At 70.6% G+C, this 16,411-nt stretch carries 17 protein-coding genes; 4 read left to right on the top strand and 13 right to left on the bottom strand.

Translation table 11 applies throughout. The features are described 5' to 3' along the window. The first annotated feature begins 125 nt into the window (after nucleotides 1-125). Nucleotides 126-323: a hypothetical protein gene (locus tag HNR51_RS10455; protein WP_012455277.1), complete on the top strand. Its 198-nt coding sequence runs from the start codon at nucleotides 126-128 to the stop codon at nucleotides 321-323. Between the two features lie 85 nt (nucleotides 324-408). On the opposite strand, the gene HNR51_RS10450 is transcribed toward HNR51_RS10455, so the two are convergent. From HNR51_RS10450 to HNR51_RS10440, 3 genes are all read right to left on the bottom strand, one after another. After that, nucleotides 409-753 carry a diacylglycerol kinase gene (locus tag HNR51_RS10450; protein WP_182554880.1) on the bottom strand — a complete coding sequence of 115 codons (345 nt, stop codon included), beginning with the start codon at nucleotides 751-753 and terminating at the stop codon, nucleotides 409-411. After that, a complete protein-coding gene (locus tag HNR51_RS10445) occupies nucleotides 750-1,817 on the bottom strand; it encodes an AbrB family transcriptional regulator (RefSeq protein ID WP_182554879.1) in 1,068 nt (355 codons plus the stop codon). The genes HNR51_RS10450 and HNR51_RS10445 overlap by 4 nt, the downstream gene beginning before the upstream one ends. 70 nt (nucleotides 1,818-1,887) lie before the next feature. Then, entirely contained in the window at nucleotides 1,888-2,898 is a 1,011-nt protein-coding gene (locus HNR51_RS10440; protein WP_182554878.1) for a LysR substrate-binding domain-containing protein, read from the bottom strand. 147 nt (nucleotides 2,899-3,045) lie between these two features. Here HNR51_RS10440 and HNR51_RS10435 point away from each other — a divergent pair, with 147 nt between their 5' ends. Continuing rightward, nucleotides 3,046-4,635, top strand: a complete 1,590-nt coding sequence (locus HNR51_RS10435) for a catalase (RefSeq protein ID WP_012455273.1) — start codon at nucleotides 3,046-3,048, stop codon at nucleotides 4,633-4,635. Between the two features lie 168 nt (nucleotides 4,636-4,803). On the opposite strand, the gene HNR51_RS10430 is transcribed toward HNR51_RS10435, so the two are convergent. The 6 genes from HNR51_RS10430 to miaB form a co-directional block, all read right to left on the bottom strand. Beyond that, entirely contained in the window at nucleotides 4,804-5,538 is a 735-nt protein-coding gene (locus HNR51_RS10430) for a BA14K family protein (RefSeq protein ID WP_012455272.1), read from the bottom strand. Between the two features lie 213 nt (nucleotides 5,539-5,751). Continuing rightward, the gene (gene lnt, locus HNR51_RS10425; protein ID WP_182554877.1) at nucleotides 5,752-7,452 is read right to left on the bottom strand and encodes an apolipoprotein N-acyltransferase; all 1,701 of its coding nucleotides are present in this window, start codon (nucleotides 7,450-7,452) and stop codon (nucleotides 5,752-5,754) included. A 27-nt stretch (nucleotides 7,453-7,479) separates the two neighbouring features. Continuing rightward, nucleotides 7,480-8,634, bottom strand: a complete 1,155-nt coding sequence (locus HNR51_RS10420; protein ID WP_141952178.1) for a hemolysin family protein — start codon at nucleotides 8,632-8,634, stop codon at nucleotides 7,480-7,482. A gap of 36 nt (nucleotides 8,635-8,670) precedes the next feature. Next, nucleotides 8,671-9,156 (bottom strand): rRNA maturation RNase YbeY, encoded by a 486-nt coding sequence (gene ybeY / locus HNR51_RS10415; RefSeq protein WP_182554876.1) that lies wholly within the window; start codon nucleotides 9,154-9,156, stop codon nucleotides 8,671-8,673. A 72-nt stretch (nucleotides 9,157-9,228) separates the two neighbouring features. Then, nucleotides 9,229-10,335: a PhoH family protein gene (locus HNR51_RS10410; protein WP_141952173.1), complete on the bottom strand. Its 1,107-nt coding sequence runs from the start codon at nucleotides 10,333-10,335 to the stop codon at nucleotides 9,229-9,231. Between the two features lie 36 nt (nucleotides 10,336-10,371). Next, nucleotides 10,372-11,712, bottom strand: coding sequence for a tRNA (N6-isopentenyl adenosine(37)-C2)-methylthiotransferase MiaB (gene miaB, locus HNR51_RS10405; RefSeq protein WP_182554875.1), 1,341 nt, complete (start codon nucleotides 11,710-11,712; stop codon nucleotides 10,372-10,374). A gap of 115 nt (nucleotides 11,713-11,827) precedes the next feature. On the opposite strand from miaB, the gene HNR51_RS10400 reads away from it, so the two are divergent. Further along, nucleotides 11,828-12,268 carry an MEKHLA domain-containing protein gene (locus HNR51_RS10400; RefSeq protein WP_182554874.1) on the top strand — a complete coding sequence of 147 codons (441 nt, stop codon included), beginning with the start codon at nucleotides 11,828-11,830 and terminating at the stop codon, nucleotides 12,266-12,268. A 4-nt stretch (nucleotides 12,269-12,272) separates the two neighbouring features. Here the strand turns inward: HNR51_RS10400 and HNR51_RS10395 are convergent, their stop codons facing one another. The 4 genes from HNR51_RS10395 to HNR51_RS10380 form a co-directional block, all read right to left on the bottom strand. Continuing rightward, complete coding sequence (locus HNR51_RS10395; protein ID WP_182554873.1) at nucleotides 12,273-13,151, bottom strand: lysophospholipid acyltransferase family protein; 879 nt, start codon at nucleotides 13,149-13,151, stop codon at nucleotides 12,273-12,275. Between the two features lie 25 nt (nucleotides 13,152-13,176). Then, a complete protein-coding gene (locus HNR51_RS10390; protein WP_012455264.1) occupies nucleotides 13,177-13,698 on the bottom strand; it encodes a GNAT family N-acetyltransferase in 522 nt (173 codons plus the stop codon). Further along, nucleotides 13,695-14,375 (bottom strand): tRNA (adenosine(37)-N6)-threonylcarbamoyltransferase complex dimerization subunit type 1 TsaB, encoded by a 681-nt coding sequence (tsaB, locus tag HNR51_RS10385; RefSeq protein ID WP_182554872.1) that lies wholly within the window; start codon nucleotides 14,373-14,375, stop codon nucleotides 13,695-13,697. The genes HNR51_RS10390 and tsaB overlap by 4 nt, the downstream gene beginning before the upstream one ends. A gap of 176 nt (nucleotides 14,376-14,551) precedes the next feature. Next, nucleotides 14,552-15,118: a NifU family protein gene (locus tag HNR51_RS10380; RefSeq protein WP_012455262.1), complete on the bottom strand. Its 567-nt coding sequence runs from the start codon at nucleotides 15,116-15,118 to the stop codon at nucleotides 14,552-14,554. A gap of 639 nt (nucleotides 15,119-15,757) precedes the next feature. Between HNR51_RS10380 and rpoZ the strand changes: the two genes are divergently transcribed. Then, nucleotides 15,758-16,168: a DNA-directed RNA polymerase subunit omega gene (rpoZ, locus tag HNR51_RS10375; protein WP_012455261.1), complete on the top strand. Its 411-nt coding sequence runs from the start codon at nucleotides 15,758-15,760 to the stop codon at nucleotides 16,166-16,168. Nucleotides 16,169-16,411 lie beyond the last annotated feature (243 nt).

Here is a 16,411-nt window from a genome sequence, read left to right as displayed (position 1 = left end):
GACTTGAGTCTCTCCACGGCTCATGCTTGGCTCCTGGAGAAGATCGGCCATACGGGAATGCGTCTCTTGATCGGGGCGATGGTATTCGCGGGGGCGTGGGCCCTCTGGCGGGAGACGGAGGATCGATGAGCCGCCCTCTTGCCGTCGGTCTTCTGGCGCTCTCCTTGTACCTCGGCGTGCTGGACTGCGTTCTCCAGCTCGGCTTTTCTGCGGTTCACGCTTGGCTGGTCGATCTCGTCGGTCGGACCGGCCTCTGGGTCGTGATCGCCGCCACGCTGTTCGGCGGCAGCTGGATGATCTGGAACGAGCCGGAAGACGCCTGACGGCCTTCGCCGGGCGGTGACGTCCGCGCCGTCCGGTCCCGCATCGTCTCTTTCAGGAGAGCCGGGACACGCCCTCGGGGACGGCCTAAAAGCGGTCGATCACCGCGGCCGTCCAGATCAGGGCGGCGATGACCTGGGTCAGGAATGCGCCCGCCGAGGCCAGATCCTTGACGATGCCGATCCGCTCGTGCCGCCCCGGATGGAGGTGGTCGCACAGCTTCTCGACGGCGGTGTTGAGTAGTTCGGCCGCCAGCATCAGGAGAAGGCTCGCGATCAGCGCCACCCGCACCCACAGGCTGCCGCCGAGGGCAAGCGCCACGGGCAGGCCGAGCGCCAGCAGAACGAGTTCGAGCCGAACCGCCCGCTCGGTGCGCCCGCCATAGACGAGGCCGCGCCAGGAGTTGAGGAAGGCGAGGTAGAGCGCGGTCACGGCGACTTTTCCGGGGTCTCTCCCGGCACCGCCCGGGCGATCCATTTGGCGAGGATCGGGCCGATCGCCAGCACGACGAACAGGCGCAGGGTCTGCACCGCCAGCACGAAGGAGACGTCGGCGCGCGAGCCGACGGCGATGATCGCCACCGAGTCGAGGCCGCCGGGGCTGGTGGCCAGGAAGGCGGTGAGGAAGTCGATCGGCAGCCAGTGGGTCAGCGCCCAGGCCCAAACGCCGCAGAGCAGGATGATCCCGGCGGTCGCCGTCAGCACGCCCGGCAGCGCGTGCAGCGTCTCGTCCAGGGTCCGCCGGTTGAAGCGCAGGCCGACATACCAGCCGACCGCGGCGTAGGCGGCATCGAGCACCGGTCCGGGCAGGGCGATGTCGAGGAGGCCGGTGGCGTGCAGGAGCGCGCCGAGCAGCATCGGCCCGATCAAGGGGGCGGAGGGCAGCCGCAGCAGCGCCGCGAGGCCGAACCCGGCGACGGCCACGGCGAACGTGGCGGCGAGGCCCGCCCAGCTCCAGGTCTCGCCGGACGCGGCGGCGCCGGCGGCGCCTGAGACATCGGCGAGGAGGCGCGCGGCGAGCGAGGCCGAGAGCACCACGGCGGCGACCCGCACATATTGCATGAAGGCCACCAGCCGCGGGTCGGCGCCGTAATCCTCGGCCATCGCCACCATGGCGGCGGCCCCGCCCGGCGACGAGCCCCAGGCCGCGGTGGTGCCGGGCAGGACCCGCAGCCGCGTCAGCGCCAGTCCCGTGAGCGCGCCGGCCAGCACCGTCACGCCGACGACCGCCAGGATGATGAGGCCGTCCTCGCGCAGGGTCGCGGCGATCTCGGTCGTTGCGGAGCGGGCGACGAGGCAGCCGATCACCGCCTGAGCCGCCAGGAACAGCGGGCGCGGCAAGGCGAGGCCGGCCCCGCGCACCCCGAAGACGATCGCGGCGAGCATCGGTCCGAGGAGAAGGGCGGCGGGGAAATGCGCGCGGCTCAGGCCGTAGGCGAGAGCGGCCGAGACGGCGAGGAGCGCCGTCCAGCGCAGGAGAGTGCGGGGTTCGGGCACGGGTTCGGGAGCAGGAGAGCGCGGGGCAAGGTTCGCGCGTGACCCGCGCTACACCCTCCCGCCCGAACTGTCACGGTGAGGCCGGCGGCATCGGCGCGCCTGACGGCCTGTCCGGCCCCCGCCGCCGGTCTTCCCCGTGCGGCGGCAGTCCGTAGGCCTCCTCCTCCCGGCAGGCGGCGGTGCCGGCCGGGGCGTGGGCGCGGAAGAAGGCGGCGAGATGCGCGAGACCCGCCGCCCGCGGATCGCTGGAGCGCCATGCCAGGGCCACCGTGCGACCGGGCCCCTCCCCCTCGAAGTGGCGCATCACCGTGAGCCCGCTCGGATCGGGCCCGGCGGGCACCGCCAGCGCCGGGATCAGGGTGTAGCCGGCCCCGGCCGCCACCATCGAGCGCAGCGTCTCCAGGCTGGTGGCGTGGCGGCCGGCGCCCCGCAGGGTGCCGCAGGCGGCGATGGTCTGGTCGCGCAGGCAATTGCCCTCGTCGAGGAGCAGCAGGTCCGGCCCGTTCAGATTTTCCGCCCGCGGTGGCGCGCCCTGAGCAAAGGCGTGATCGGCCGGGCAGGCGAGTCGGAACGGCTCGACGAAGAGCGGCGAGACCGTGAGCCCGGAGGCCGCCACCGGCAGGGAGACCAGGGCTGCGTCGATGCGCCCGTCGCGCAAGCCATCGAGGATTTCGGCGGTGCGCGCCTCGCTGAGCGCCAGCGTCAGCAGCGGAAACTCCTGGCGCAGCAGGCGCAGGACCAGCGGAAAATAATAGGGCCCGAGCGTCTGGATCGCCGCCAGCACCAGCCTCCCGGTGAGCGGCGAGCCGCGCCCCTCGACGGCGAGCGCCAGCAGGCGCTGGGCCTCGCCGAGCACGACGCGGGCCTGCCGCACGATCCCCTGCCCTGCCACCGTGAGCAACACGCGACGGTTGGATCGCTCGAACAAGGTCAGCCCTAGCGCGTTCTCCAGTTTGCGGACCTGCACGGACAGCGTCGGCTGGCTCACGTTGCAGCGTTCCGCGGCCCGGCCGAAATGCCCCTCGTCGGCGACAGCCACGACATATTCGAGATCGCGCAGGGACAGACCGGAAAGATTCATAGGCTGCATCTATCACAGTGTTTGTGACGATGCATTTGCCAATGGGTCATGCCTGGGTCATACCGTCGAAACAGAATGGTTCCAGGCTGTGCAGGCGCCACCGGCGCCGCGACCTGAAGCCCCTGCCTCCCAAGGAGAGAGTGACGCATGAGCGAGAACCGCCCGATTCTGACGACCCGACAGGGCCATCCGGTCCGTGACAACCAGAGCACGCGCACGGTCGGCGAGCGGGGGCCCGCGACGCTCGAGAACTACCAGTTCATCGAGAAGATCACCCACTTCGACCGTGAGCGCATTCCGGAGCGCGTGGTGCATGCCCGCGGCGCCGGCGCCCACGGCTGGTTCGAGGCCTACGGCAAGATCGGCGACGAGCCGGCCTCCAAGTACACCCGCGCCCGCGTCCTCAACGAGACCGGCGTGAAGACGCCGATGTTCGTGCGCTTCTCCACCGTGGCCGGTGCCAAGGAGAGTCCGGAGACGGAGCGCGACCCGCGCGGCTTCGCGGTGAAGTTCAAGACCGTCGAGGGCAACTGGGACCTGGTTGGCAACAACCTCAAGGTCTTCTTCATCCGCGACGCGATCAAGTTCCCCGACATGATCCACGCGTTCAAGCCGGACCCGGTGACGAACCGCCAGGAGGCATGGCGCTTCTTCGACTTCGTGGCGCAGCACCCCGAAGCGATTCACATGGTGACGTGGCTGAAGTCGCCCTGGGGCATCCCGGCGAACTACCGCGAGATGGAAGGCTCGGGCGTCAACACCTACAAGCTCGTCAACGACAAGGGCGAGGCGGTGCTGTGCAAGTTCCACTGGCAGCCCAAGCAGGGCGTCCGCAACCTGACCTCGGCGCAGGCGTCCGAGATCCAGGCTAAGGATGTCGGCCACGCGACCCGTGACCTCTACGACAACATCTCCGCCGGCAACTTCCCCGAGTGGGAGTTCTGCGTGCAGATCATGCCCGACGGCCCGAACGACCACCTCTCGTTCGACCCGCTGGACGACACGAAGCGTTGGCCCGAGGATCAGTTCCCGTTGCTGCCGGTCGGCCGCATGGTGCTCGACCGCGTGCCGGACAACTTCTTCGCGGAGGTGGAGCAGTCGGCCTTCGGCACCGGCGTGCTCGTGGACGGCATCGACTTCTCGGACGACAAGATGCTCCAGGGGCGCACGCTGTCCTACTCGGATACGCAGCGTTACCGCGTCGGCGCCAACTACCTGCAGCTTCCGATCAACGCGCCGCAGCCCGGCGTGAAGGTCTACTCGAACCAGCGCGACGGCCAGATGACCTACGGCGTCGACGGCACGGGCCAGAACCGGCACATCAACTACGAGCCCTCGACCCTCGGCGAGGGGCTCGCCGAGGCGCCGAAGAAGACCGAGTACCACCAGCCGGTGGAGGGGCGTCTCGGCCGCTACCAGACCTCGCGCACCGAGGACGACTACGCCCAGGCGGGCCACCGCTACCGGACCTTCGAGGACTGGGAGCGTGAGGATCTGATCGCCAACCTCGTCGCGGACATGAAGCAGTGCCCGGAGCCGATCCAGCTACGGATGGTCTGGCACTTCTGGCACGCCGACGAGGATTACGGCCGCCGCGTCGCCGAGGGCGCCGGGATCGATCTGGAGAAGGCCAAGGCCCTGCCGCCGCTGCCGGGCCGCGCCGCCCCGCACAAGCGCCTCCAGGCTGAGACCTACACCGAGGGCGGCAACGCCCCGCAGAAGGTCGCCGCGGAGTAACATCGCCCGCGGAACAGGATCGATGGTCCTGTTCCGCACAGTCCGCCGGAGACCCGCGATCACGCGCGCCATGCTCTGAAACGAAAAGCCCCGCCCGACCGTCAGGTCGGGCGGGGCTTTTCGTTTCAGCGCGACGGGAGCACCGCTCGGTGCTCCCGCGGATAGAGCTTACGGGCAGGAGCGGCGCACGCCGCGCTTGGCGATGTAGGTCTGGGTCTGCGGATCGTAAGTCTTGAAGCGGCGGGCGCACTCGGCAATCAGCTCGTCATCACCGCCGGGCGCGACACCGGTGGTGACCGTCTCGGTGCCGTAATAACCAGCCGGCGCGTAATAGCCGTCGTCGTAGCCATACCCGTAGCCGTAGCCCGGATAGCCATAGGCGCCGTAAAGGCCGCCAGCAGCGAGGCCGAGCCCGGCTCCGAGCCCCAAGCCGAGCCCGAGACCGCCGTAACCGTAGCCCCGGCGATGCCAGCCGGCATTCCGCCAGCCGCGGTTGCCGTACCAGCCGGGATTGCCGCCGAAGCCGGGCCGCACGCCCGCGACGCCGTTGCCAAAGCCGGGGCGGCCGGCACCGAAACCGGGACGGCCAGCGACGCCGTTGCCGAAGCCGGGGCGACCGGCACCGAAACCGGGACGACCGGCGAAGCCGCCGCCGCCGATCCCGACTCCGCCACCGCGGAAGCCGCCGCCGGCGAGGCCCGCACCGCCGCCGCGGAATCCGCCACCGGCGAACCCGCCGCCGCGGCCGAAGCCGGTCACACCGCCTGCGCCCAAGGCACTGCGGAAGTTGCCGCCGCCGAGACCGCCGGAGCCGCCGACGCCGATCGGGCGCGCATCCGCGCTTGCCGGAAGGTAGGCCAGCGCGCCGATCAGCGCGGCCGAGGCCAGGAACATGCGCTTCATCGTGGTTTCCTCATCGCTCGAGAGGGGAGCCTGTGCCGGAAATCGCTCGGCGGGATCAGGCGTTATGGTTGCAACTCTCGATGACGGGACTCGATCCTACGGCCAAGATTGTTCGAATGTCGCGGGACAGCCGCGCCTCTTCTCGGGATCATTGCGCGGCCGGCCGGAACGCGGTGCGGGACGACAGGGCCTCGGCTCCGCGTCCGGGGACGGTCAGGGCCGGCGGCGGGCGGCCAGCGCGATCAGGAGGCAGGCGACGAGGCCGGTCCCAAAGGGCAGGTCGCCGAAGCTGGTATAGAGGGTTCGGCCGGGCAGCCGGGCCGGCAGGCTCGCATCGAGCACGCCCTCGACGCCCAGCGGCAGGCTCGCAACGATCCGGCCATGGGCATCGACCACCGCCGAAATGCCGGAATTGGCGTCGCGCACCAGCGGAAGCCCCTCCTCCACGGCCCGCAACCGGGCCTGCGCGAAGTGCTGGCGCGGGCCCGGCGTGTCGCCGAACCATGCATCGTTGGTGAGGTTCAGGATCAGCCCCGGCACCGCGGGCGCACCCTCGGACGGTTCGGGCGGCAGGATCGCACCGGGAAAGATCGCCTCGTAGCAGATCGTCGCCGCGACCGGGGGCAGGCCCGGCACGGCGAGGATGCGCTGACCCGCCCGGTCGCCCGCGGTGAAGCCGCCGGGGATCGATACGAACTGGCGCAGGCCCAGCGCCCGCAGGAGCGCGTCGAGCGGTCCCGGCAGGTACTCGCCGAAGGGCACGAGATGGACCTTGTCGTAGATCTCGCCGAAGCGTCCGCCCGCGCCGATCGTCAGGATCGCGTTGAAGAAGACCGCGTTCTCGCGGGTCAGCCGCTCGCCCTCGGGCAATTCGCGCACCCGCGCGGCGCCGGTGATGAGCTGTGTGCCCGCCGGCAGGGCCGCGCCGATCCGGCCGAGCGCCTCCGGGTCGCGCTGGACCAGAAAGGGAAAGGCCGATTCCGGCCAGATCAGGTGGGTGACGTCGGCGATGCCGGTCCGGTCGGGCGAGAGCGCGCGGTCGCTGAGTTCGAGGTACTTGCTGACGATCCGCTCGCGATTCTCGGAGCCGAACTTGTCATCCTGTGGGATGTTGGGCTGGATCAGGCGCAGGCGCACGCCCGCCACCGTCGGATCGGGCGCGGCGGGGACGCGTCCGGCGCCGTAGGCCGCCAGACCCGCGAGCGCGACGATTGCCGCCAGCACCGGGCCGAACCGGCCGCGGGGCGTCGCGCCGGTGGCCAGCGTCGCCGGGGCGGCGGCGATCAGGACCGCGAGCAGGGTGAGGCCGTAGAGGCCGACGAGCGAGGCCGCCTGCATGGTCCAGAGGTTGCCCCCGAGCGCCATCCCGAGGGTGTTCCAGGGAAAGCCCGTGAGCACGTGCCCGCGCAGCCACTCGGCGGCGGCGAGGCCGAAGGCCAGCGCCGCGATGCGGCCCGCCCCCCGCGACCAGATGAGGCGGGCCGCGGCGAAGCCCGCGGCGAAGAACAGGGCGAGCACCGCGGGCAGGCCGACGACGCCGAGCGGCAAAGCCCAGGCGAACTGGTCCGCCTCCACGAGGAAGGCCGCGCCGAGCCACCACAGGCCTGCGGTGAAGAAGCCGAATCCCCAGGCCCAGCCGATCCCGGCGCAGACCCACACCGTGCGCCGGCCCGAACCGCCGATCGCCGCGCCGTCGATGAGCCAGACGGCGATGCAGAGCGAGACGACGAGCGCCGGGAACAGCCCGAAGGGCGGCATGGCCAGCGCACCGCAGGCCCCGGCCGCGATGGCGATCGCCGCTCGCACCCAGCCCTGGCTCAGGATGATCCTGTGCGCGACGGCCTCGAGAAGGCCGGTCCGCGCCACGGCCGGGCCCAATCCGGCGCCGGACGCGCGGCCGAGCGGAGCGGTCATGCCTTGTCGCTTCGTTCCGTTGTGACGTTACCGGCCGGCTTCGGCAGCCTGTGCCGTATCCGGTTCGGCCGAGCTGTGCGGCACCGCGCGCGGCGGCGGCAGGGCAAGCGGCACCACGGTGCCGATCTTGGCCGGAGCGCGCTGGAGCTTGATCCGCTTCACCCGCCGGGGATCGGCATCGAGCACCTCGAACTCGATGTCCTCGGGCCCGGCGATCCGCTCGCCGCGCTCGGGCACCCGCCCGGCCAGGGTGACGACCAGACCGCCGATCGTGTCGATCTCCTCGGCGACCTCGCCGAAGGCGGCGGCGAGATCGAGGCCGGTGGCCTCCGACACCTCCGCGAGCCCGGCGCGGGCGTCGGCGATGTAGGCTTCCGCCTCGCCTTCCATGCGGTTGACGAGCCGGCCCTCGGCCACGTCGTGCTCGTCCTCGATGTCGCCGACCACCATCTCGATCAGATCCTCGATCGAGATCAGCCCGTCGGTGCCGCCATACTCGTCGATGACTAGCGCCATGTGGGTGCGCGTGGCCTGCATCCGCACCAGCAGGTCGATGGCCGGCATGGAGGGCGGCACGAACAGCACCGGGCGCTGGATGCGGGTGGAGGCGAGCGTCGCGGTGAGATCGACCTTCCCGAGATCGAGGCTGCGGAGCGCCCCGCGGGCGGAAGCGGTGCGGCGCGGGCGCGGTGCGGGCTTGCTCTCTCCGTCGGCCTCGCCGTCGTTCACGACCCGCGGTGCCGGACGGCGTGGGGTCGCCTCGGCCTGCGTCGCGAGATACTCCACGAAATCGCGGATGTGGACCATGCCGCGGGGATCGTCGAGGGTCTCGCCGTAGACCGGCAGACGCGAATGGCCGGCGGTGCGGAACAGCCTCAGGAGATCGCCGAGGCTCGTGTCGCTGGCCACCGCCACGATGTCGGCGCGGGGCAGCATCACGTCGTCCACCCGTACCTTGTGCAGGCCGAGCACGTTCTTGAGCATGGCCCGTTCGAGGGGAGAGAAGGCGTCTTCGCCCGTATCGGGCTCGGCCAGGGCCTCCTCGATATCGGTGCGAAGGGAGTCGCGCGGACGCAGGTTGAAGACGTTCAGCAGACGATCGTACCACGCCTCGCGTGGGGGCGGTTCCGCGTCCGCGGCTGGCGCGGCCAGGGCCGCGCCGCGACTTCGGTCGTTGGTCATGGGTCTCTGGGTTGGATGCAGCGGGAGTGCCGGGTGTCAGTCGTCGTAGGGATTCGGGATGCCGAGAGTCCGGAGCGCGGCGACCTCGAGCGCCTCCATGGCGTCGGCCTCTGCCTCGCCGGTCTCATGGTCCTGTCCGAGAAGGTGAAGGGTGCCATGGACGAGGAGGTGGGCGAAATGGTGCTCGAACGGCTTCGACTGCTCCGCACTCTCGCGCAGGAGCGTGTCATACGCAAGAACGACGTCGCCGAGCGGCCGCGCCATGCCGGGCTGGAGCGGCCCGTCTGCTGCCGGAAATGACAACACGTTGGTGGGCTTATCCTTGTTTCGCCAGGTCCGGTTCAGGGTCTGGACGGTGGCATCGTCGGCCAGAAGGACGCTGACCTCGACGGATTCGGAGGCCGAATCGGGCAGGATCGCCAGTCCGGCCTCGACCGCCCGCAGCGTGAACGCCTCCAGATCGGGGACGGCCTGTTCCCAGCGCACATCCTCGACGGCGATGTCGATCTCGTTGTCGCTCATGTGTGGGTCTGGTCCGGCGCCGTCAACGTCCGTGCGGTGGCATGACATCCGCGATTCGTTCCGGGAGGGCCCTCACGCCAGCGGCCGGCGCCGCGGGTTCGGGTTGCGGTCGGCCTCCGCCTCGCCGTGGGAGGCGGCCTCGTAGGCGGTGACGATGCGGCGCACGAGGTCGTGGCGCACCACGTCCACATCGCGGAAGCGCACGCGGCCGATGCCCTCGACGCCGTCGAGCACGTTCACCGCCTCGACGAGGCCGGATTTCTGGCCCGGCGGCAGGTCGATCTGGCTCGGATCGCCCGTGATGATCATGCGCGAGTTCTCGCCGAGCCGCGTCAGGAACATCTTCATCTGCATCGAGGTGGTGTTCTGCGCCTCATCCAAGAGCACCACGGCGTTGGTCAGCGTGCGCCCGCGCATGAAGGCGAGCGGCGCGATCTCGATGATCCCGGTCTGGAGCCCGCGATCGACGTGGCGCGCCTCCATGAAGTCGTAGAGCGCGTCGTAGATCGGGCGCAGATACGGATCGACCTTCTCGCGCATGTCGCCGGGGAGGAAGCCGAGCCGCTCGCCGGCCTCGACCGCGGGCCGCGACAGGATCAGGCGCTCGGCATGGCCCTGCTCCAGCAGCGAGACCGCGTGGCCGACGGCGAGCCAGGTCTTGCCGGTGCCGGCGGGGCCTTCGGCGAAAACGAGTTCGTTAGCCCGCAGGAGCTTGATGTAGTCGCTCTGCGCCGCGTTGCGGGCGCGCACGCCGCCGCGCTTGCGCGTGGCGATCTGCTCGAACTGCTCGCGGCCGTTGTCGGCGACGATTTCGGCGGAGGGGAACAGGTTGCCCTGGACCGTGACCTCCTGGATCACCCCGTCCACGTCGCCGAGCGTCAGGGTCGTGCCGCCCTTCTGCACCCGGGCGTAGAGCCGCTCGAACACGCGCCGCGCCTTCTCGGCGGCCTCGGGCGTGCCCTTGACGACGAGGTGGTTGCCGAGCGCGGTGCCGGTGATGCCGAGCCGCCGCTCGATATGGGCGACGTTCTGGTCGTACTGGCCGAAGACGAGGCTCGCGAGGCGGTTGTCGTCGAAGGTCAGCGAGACCTCGACAGTCTCGGACAATCCGGGGCGCCCCGGCGAAGGGCGGTTGTTGCGGCCGGCAGGGCCACGGGCGGACGCAACGTCAATCGGCACGCGAGAGATCCGGCATGATGGTATGCCTCATATAGGTCACGCGGCCGCCGCCGCACCCTCCAGCACCTCGCCGAACAGGCTGTTCGAGCCCGCGCGCGTGATCCGCACCGGGACCAGCGTACCGATGGTGGAGGCCGGCGCATCGAACTGCACCGCCTGCAGATGCGGCGTCTTGCCCGCGACCTGCCCCGGATGCCGGCCGGTCTTCTCGACCAGGATCTCGGCGACCGTGCCGACCGCGGCCGCGTTGAAGGCGTGGCGCTGCTGGTCGAGAAGCTGCTGCAGGGCCGCGAGCCGCTCGGTCTTCACCGCCTCCGGCACCGCGTCCTCGCGCTCCGCCGCCGGAGTGCCGGCCCGCGGGCTGTACTTGAACGAGAACGCCGCCGCGAAGCCGATCTCGGCAACGAGCCGCATGGTCTCGGCGAAGTCGGCGTCGGATTCGCCGGGGAAGCCGACGATGAAGTCCGAGGACAGGGCGATGTCGGGGCGCGCCGTCCGGATGCGCTCGATCAGCCGCCGGTAGGCGTCGCCCGTGTGGCGGCGGTTCATGGCGTGGAGGATGCGGTCCGAGCCCGACTGCACCGGCAGGTGCAGGTAGGGCATCACCAGCGGGTTGCCGGCATGGGCGGCGATGAGGTCGTCGGCGAAGTCGTTGGGATGGCTCGTGGTGTAGCGCAGGCGCAGGAGGCCCGGCACGGCGCCGAGCGCGTCCATCAGGTGCCCGAGCGTCGCGGGTGTGCCATCGGGTCCTTCGCCGTGATAGGCGTTGACGTTCTGGCCGATCAGCGTGATCTCGCGCACCCCGCCCTCGACGAGGCGGCGCGCCTCCTCGACCACCGCCGCCACCGAGCGCGAGACCTCCGCACCGCGGGTGTAGGGCACGACGCAGAAGGCGCAGAACTTGTCGCAGCCCTCCTGGACGGTGAGGAAGCCCGTGACGCCGCGGTTGCGCCGGGCGGGCAGGTGATCGAACTTGTCCTCGACCGGAAACTCGGTGTCGACGACTCGCGTCTCGCGCGACTGGCGCAGCAGGTCCGGCAGGCGGTGGTAGCTCTGCGGGCCGACGACGACGTCCACGGCCGGGGCGCGCGAGAGAATCTCGCGTCCCTCCGCCTGGGCGACGCAGCCCGCCACCACGATGCGGGTGTCCTGCCCGCTTTCGGCCCGCTCGCCCTTGAGCACGCGCAGGCGCCCGAGTTCCGAATAGACTTTCTCGGCGGCCTTCTCGCGGATGTGGCAGGTGTTGAGGACGACGACATCGGCCTCCTCGACCGACTCCGTCGCGCTGTAGCCCTCGGCCGCCAGCACGTCGGCCATGCGGCCGGCGTCGTAGGCGTTCATCTGGCAGCCGTAGGACTTGACGTAGGCTTTCTTCAAGGTCGCAAACCCTGCCGCTGACGGGCGGCGTCTTTCCGAGATGTCCGGTTCGAGGGCCCCTTACCACGGTTCCGCCGCCGACACGATTCCGTTCCGAATCCTGTAGAAGCCACCGATGAGCCTTGCCGACGATCCTCGCTTCTTCGCCCTGCTGACCGGCAGCTTCCTGCGCCTTGTCGGCCGTCCGCTGGTCTCCGCGCTGGATCTCGGACCGGCCTGGCTCTACGAATCAGCGCCCTTCGCGGTGCTCGCGCACGACACGAGCGCCGATCCCCTCTTCGTCTATGCCAACCGGGCGGCACAGCGGGCCTTCGGCTACAGCTGGGATGAGTTCGTCGGCATGCCGTCGCGCCTCTCGGCCGAGGCACCGGAGCAGGCCAGCCGGCAGCGCCTGCTCGACGCGGTCGCCCGCGACGGCTTCGTCACGGGCTATGCCAGCATCCGGGTCGCCAAGAACGGGCGGCGCTTCCCCATCGCCGAGGGCATCGTCTGGCAGCTCATCGATGAGGACGGCCGCGTGCGCGGGCAGGCGGCGACGTTTCCGCTGCCGGCCTGAGGCCTCACACGGCGGCGATGCCGGGCGCCGAGACGTCGGCGCCCTCCCCGAGCGGTTCCGGCGCCGCCGGGACCGGGCGGGACGCCGGGCCACCGAGGCGGATTTCGCGCAGGCCCTGCCGCACGGCGGCCTCCGCCTGGGCGGTAGCGCGCTTGCGGTCGGTGGCGGGCTCGAAGGCGATCGGCGCACCCCAGTTCACATGCACGTCGATGGGTCCGCGCTTCGCGAACAGGGCGAGATGCGGTGCGAGGTCCATGTCGCCGTACCACGCGATCTCCGGCCGCTCGGCGCGGGTCACCGGCAGGCCGTTGCGGCGCGGATAGGCCAGGGCCAGGGGCTGGAGCCGGATGCGGGCGAGGCCGCCGGTCTCGGCGGAGAGGGCCGCACGGGCCGCGCCCACCAGCGAGGAGCGGAACGGCAGCAGCCGTAGGCCGTCGCCGGTGGTGCCTTCGGCAAACAGCACGATCAGGTCGCCGCTCACGAGCCGCTCACCCACCGTCGCGTTGACGCTCGCGGTCGCCGCGCGCTTGGCCCGCTCGATGAAGACGGTGCGCTGGAGCTTGGCCAGCGTGCCGATCAGCGGCCAGCCCTCGATTTCCGACTTCGCGACGAAGGAGAGCGGGCGCAGCGAGCCGAGGGCGACGATGTCGAGCCAGGAGACGTGGTTGGAAAGCACCAGGGCCGGCTCGCCCGGCGGCGGCGGCGAGCCGCTCTGCGTCACCCGCACCGAGAACAGGCGCAGGAACAGGCGGTGGAACAGCACCGGGATGTGCGCGGCGAGCCGCCCCCTGCCGAAGCGCAGGCTGAGCCAGTGCGGCCCGATCACGATGAGGAAGGCCACCGCCTGGACGAACAGGCGCAGGCCGATGCCGACGCGCGTCATCAGGCTGAGGCCCTGTCGCGACGTGTCACGAGAGCGTCGCGCTCATGGTCAGCGCCGTGGCCCGGCTGCCGTCGGGCAGCGGGTAGTAGCCCTTGCGCTCGCCGACTTTGAGGAAGCCGTGGCGGGCATAGAGCTTCAGGGCCGGCGTATTGCCCTCGTCGACTTCGAGATGGACAGTGCGGATGCCGGCAAATGTCAGCGCGGTCAGGTGCTCGCTCAAGAGCCGACGGCTGTGGCCGCCGCCGCGGGCGGAGGGCGCCAGCACGATGGTGAGAATCTCGGCCTCGTCCACCGCCTTGCGCGACAGCACGAAGCCGAGCAACGCATTGCCCCGGCGCAGGGCGTGCGCCTCGGTGGAGCGCTCGCACAGCAGACGCTCGAATTCGTGCGCCGCCCAGGGGCGGGCGAAGGCGGTGGCGTGCAGCTTTTCCAGGTCGGCCGCCTGGCCCGCGTCCCGCAGGGGCGCGACGTAGGGCACGGAGCCCCAGGCGTCCCACCACGCGGACCACCAGTCGAGCGGCCAGAACGGGGAGACGGTGCGCGTCATGCCCTTGCGAGCCTCGCATGGTCCTGCGGCTGGGCGTCCGGCCCGCGCAGATAAAGGGGGCGCGGCAGCGCCTGCTCCGGATCGGCCACGAGCCCGAGGGAGGCGACCCAGGCGATCTGCGGCGCGCCGGTTTCGGCGACCTCGACGGTGAGGCCCGCCGCACCCGCCGCCGCGGCGAGAGCGGGGGCGCCGGAGCCGGTCAGGATTGCCCGTCGTCCGCCGAGGAGGCCGACCGCCTCCGCAAGGCCGACGTGCCGGGGCGGGATCACCGCGCCTTCCGTCACGCTCATGGACTGGAGGTAGATCGCGCCGTGGCGCGCATCGATCGCGGCGGCGACCATGTCCTCACCGTTGAGGGCAAGCTGGGGCGCCAGCAGGGCGGAGAGGGTGGTGACGCCGACCACGGGGATGCCCGTGGCCAACCCGATGGCGCGGGCGGCGGAGAGGCCGACGCGCAGGCCGGTATAGCTGCCCGGTCCGACCGTGACCGCGATGCGGTCGAGCCCCTCGAAACCACCCTCGACCCGGGCCATGACCCGCTCGATCAGCGGCAGCAGCGCCTCGGCATGGCCGCGCACGAGCGGCATCGACTCCTCGGCGAGCAGGTCGTCGCTGTCGTCGGTGGCCACGCAAGCCGCACAGGCTTCGAGCGCCGTATCGATGGCAAGGATCCGCAAACGTCGATTCCATCCGGCGGCGGGCCACAGGCGCCCGCCATCGGAGTCAGTTTAGGACGAAATGTTTCCGCGCGTCAGCGCATCCGCGACCGGGCTCCCCAGGAAGCGGGGCGGTGTTGCACGGGCGCCAGCGGAGCCGGTGCCCGATTCGCATCGCCAGACCGACTTCGCCGGACTCAGATCGCCTGCACTTCCCGCACGGAGGGGAGGAAGTGGCGGAACAGGTTCTGCACGCCCTGGCGCAGGGTCGCGGTGGAGGACGGACAGCCCGAGCAGGCGCCCTTCATCTCGAGATAGACGATGCCGTCGCGATAGCCGCGGAAGGTGATGTCGCCGCCGTCGCCCGCCACCGCCGGGCGCACGCGGGTCTCGAGCAGATCCTTGATGGTGGCGACCGTGTCGTGGTCGGCCTCGTCGTAGAACTCCTCCGTCTCGTCCTCGGCGAGCGCCGTGCCCTCGGCCAGCACCGGGCGGCCGGACTGGAAGTGGTCCATGATCGCGCCGAGCACGGCGGGCTTCACCTGCGGCCACTCGTTCACGCCGTCGGCCTTGGTCACCGAGATGAAGTCGTGCCCGAAATAGACGCCCGAGACGCCGGGCACCGAAAACAGGGCAGTGGCGAGCGGCGAGCGCTCGGCACCCGCGGCGTCGCGGGCCTCGAAGGTGCCCTCGGGCAGGACCACGCGCCCGGGCAGGAACTTGAGCGTGGCGGGGTTCGGCGTGGCTTCGGTCTGGATGAACATCGAAAAATCCTCGGGTCCGCTGGCGCCGGTTCAAGGCCGGCCGGGAGTGGCGCCGGATCGAGCCGGCACCGCTTTCCATGTGGACCGGGCGGGAGGGATTCTCAACCGGGCGCCCTTGAGACACGTGCAGAGGAGAACGCCTGCAGCGTACCGGCTTGAATTTTCCTCCGAAATCTCAATTCTCTTAAGAGTGGAGCGAGGAGGTGCGATCCTCCCCGCCCCTTTCGGTGCCAGCCTTAGCCGATGCTAATGCGGAGGATCAGGGTCAAGCTGGTCCTCCGCAGACGGCGAAACGCCACCGAAACGCGAAAGCGTGGAACGAGCCACACCATCGACGCCTCCTGGATTGTGATCGAGCGATGCCTTCGCCCCGGACGCCCGGCGGCTGACCGGACGTGACCCCTTGCCGGCTTGGCGCTTCCCGCGCGACCACTGAACAGTCGTGGCATGCGCGTCCCAGCGCTTCAAGCAAGGGTTGTTTCAGACTGGATCGCCGATCCCTGATATGTGCGATCGTTGGGCGCGACGGCTCGAAAGCGGCGACTTGGCAGGCGCTTGTTGCGCGGCCCCATCCGGTGTAGGAAGCCCGTTCATCACGCATATCGTTCGTATCCGCGCCTGAGGAAGGAGCCGCCTCGCATGGCTCGCGTCACCGTCGAAGACTGCATCGAGAAGGTCGAGAACCGCTTCGAGCTGGTCCTGCTCGCCAGCCACCGCGCGCGCCTGCTCGCCGCCGGCGCCCCTCTGACCGTCGAGCGCGACCGCGACAAGAACCCCGTCGTGGCCCTGCGCGAGATCGGCGACGAGACCATCACGGCGGAGGATCTCAAGGAGCAACTCATCCACTCGATGCAGAAATACGTCGAGGTGGACGAGCCGGAGGCCGAGACCGTGCCGCTGCTCTCCAGCTCTCCCGCTGCCGCGGCGGTCGCGCCCCAGTCGTCCTCCGACGACAAGGACGTGCAGTTCGACCGCATGAGCGAGGAAGACCTTCTGCGCGGCCTGGAGAACCTGGCCCCGCCGACCGAGACGGACGACGAGGGCGAGTAAGCTCTCTCCGCCCTCGACCCCGCTTTTTTTGCGCCCGCCCTCGGTCCCCGAGCGGCGGGCGTTCTCGTCTCGCCGTTCTCGCCCGTCGTGCAGCCCGTGCAGGGCACGCGCGACCGTCGCGCTGTCGCCGCGACGCCATGCGTGACCTCCGGGGTCTGGCGAAATGGCCGCCGATGCAGGAAGGTGGCGGGCGTTCGACCGCGGCCTTCCGGCCGGGTCCCCTTATCCGATTGAGAGCAGGAT

Source organism: Methylorubrum thiocyanatum (assembly GCA_014138645.1).
Classification (GTDB): domain Bacteria; phylum Pseudomonadota; class Alphaproteobacteria; order Rhizobiales; family Beijerinckiaceae; genus Methylobacterium; species Methylobacterium thiocyanatum.
The sequence above is the reverse complement of the archived record's forward strand: the minus strand, read 5'-3'. Positions and strand labels throughout refer to the sequence as shown.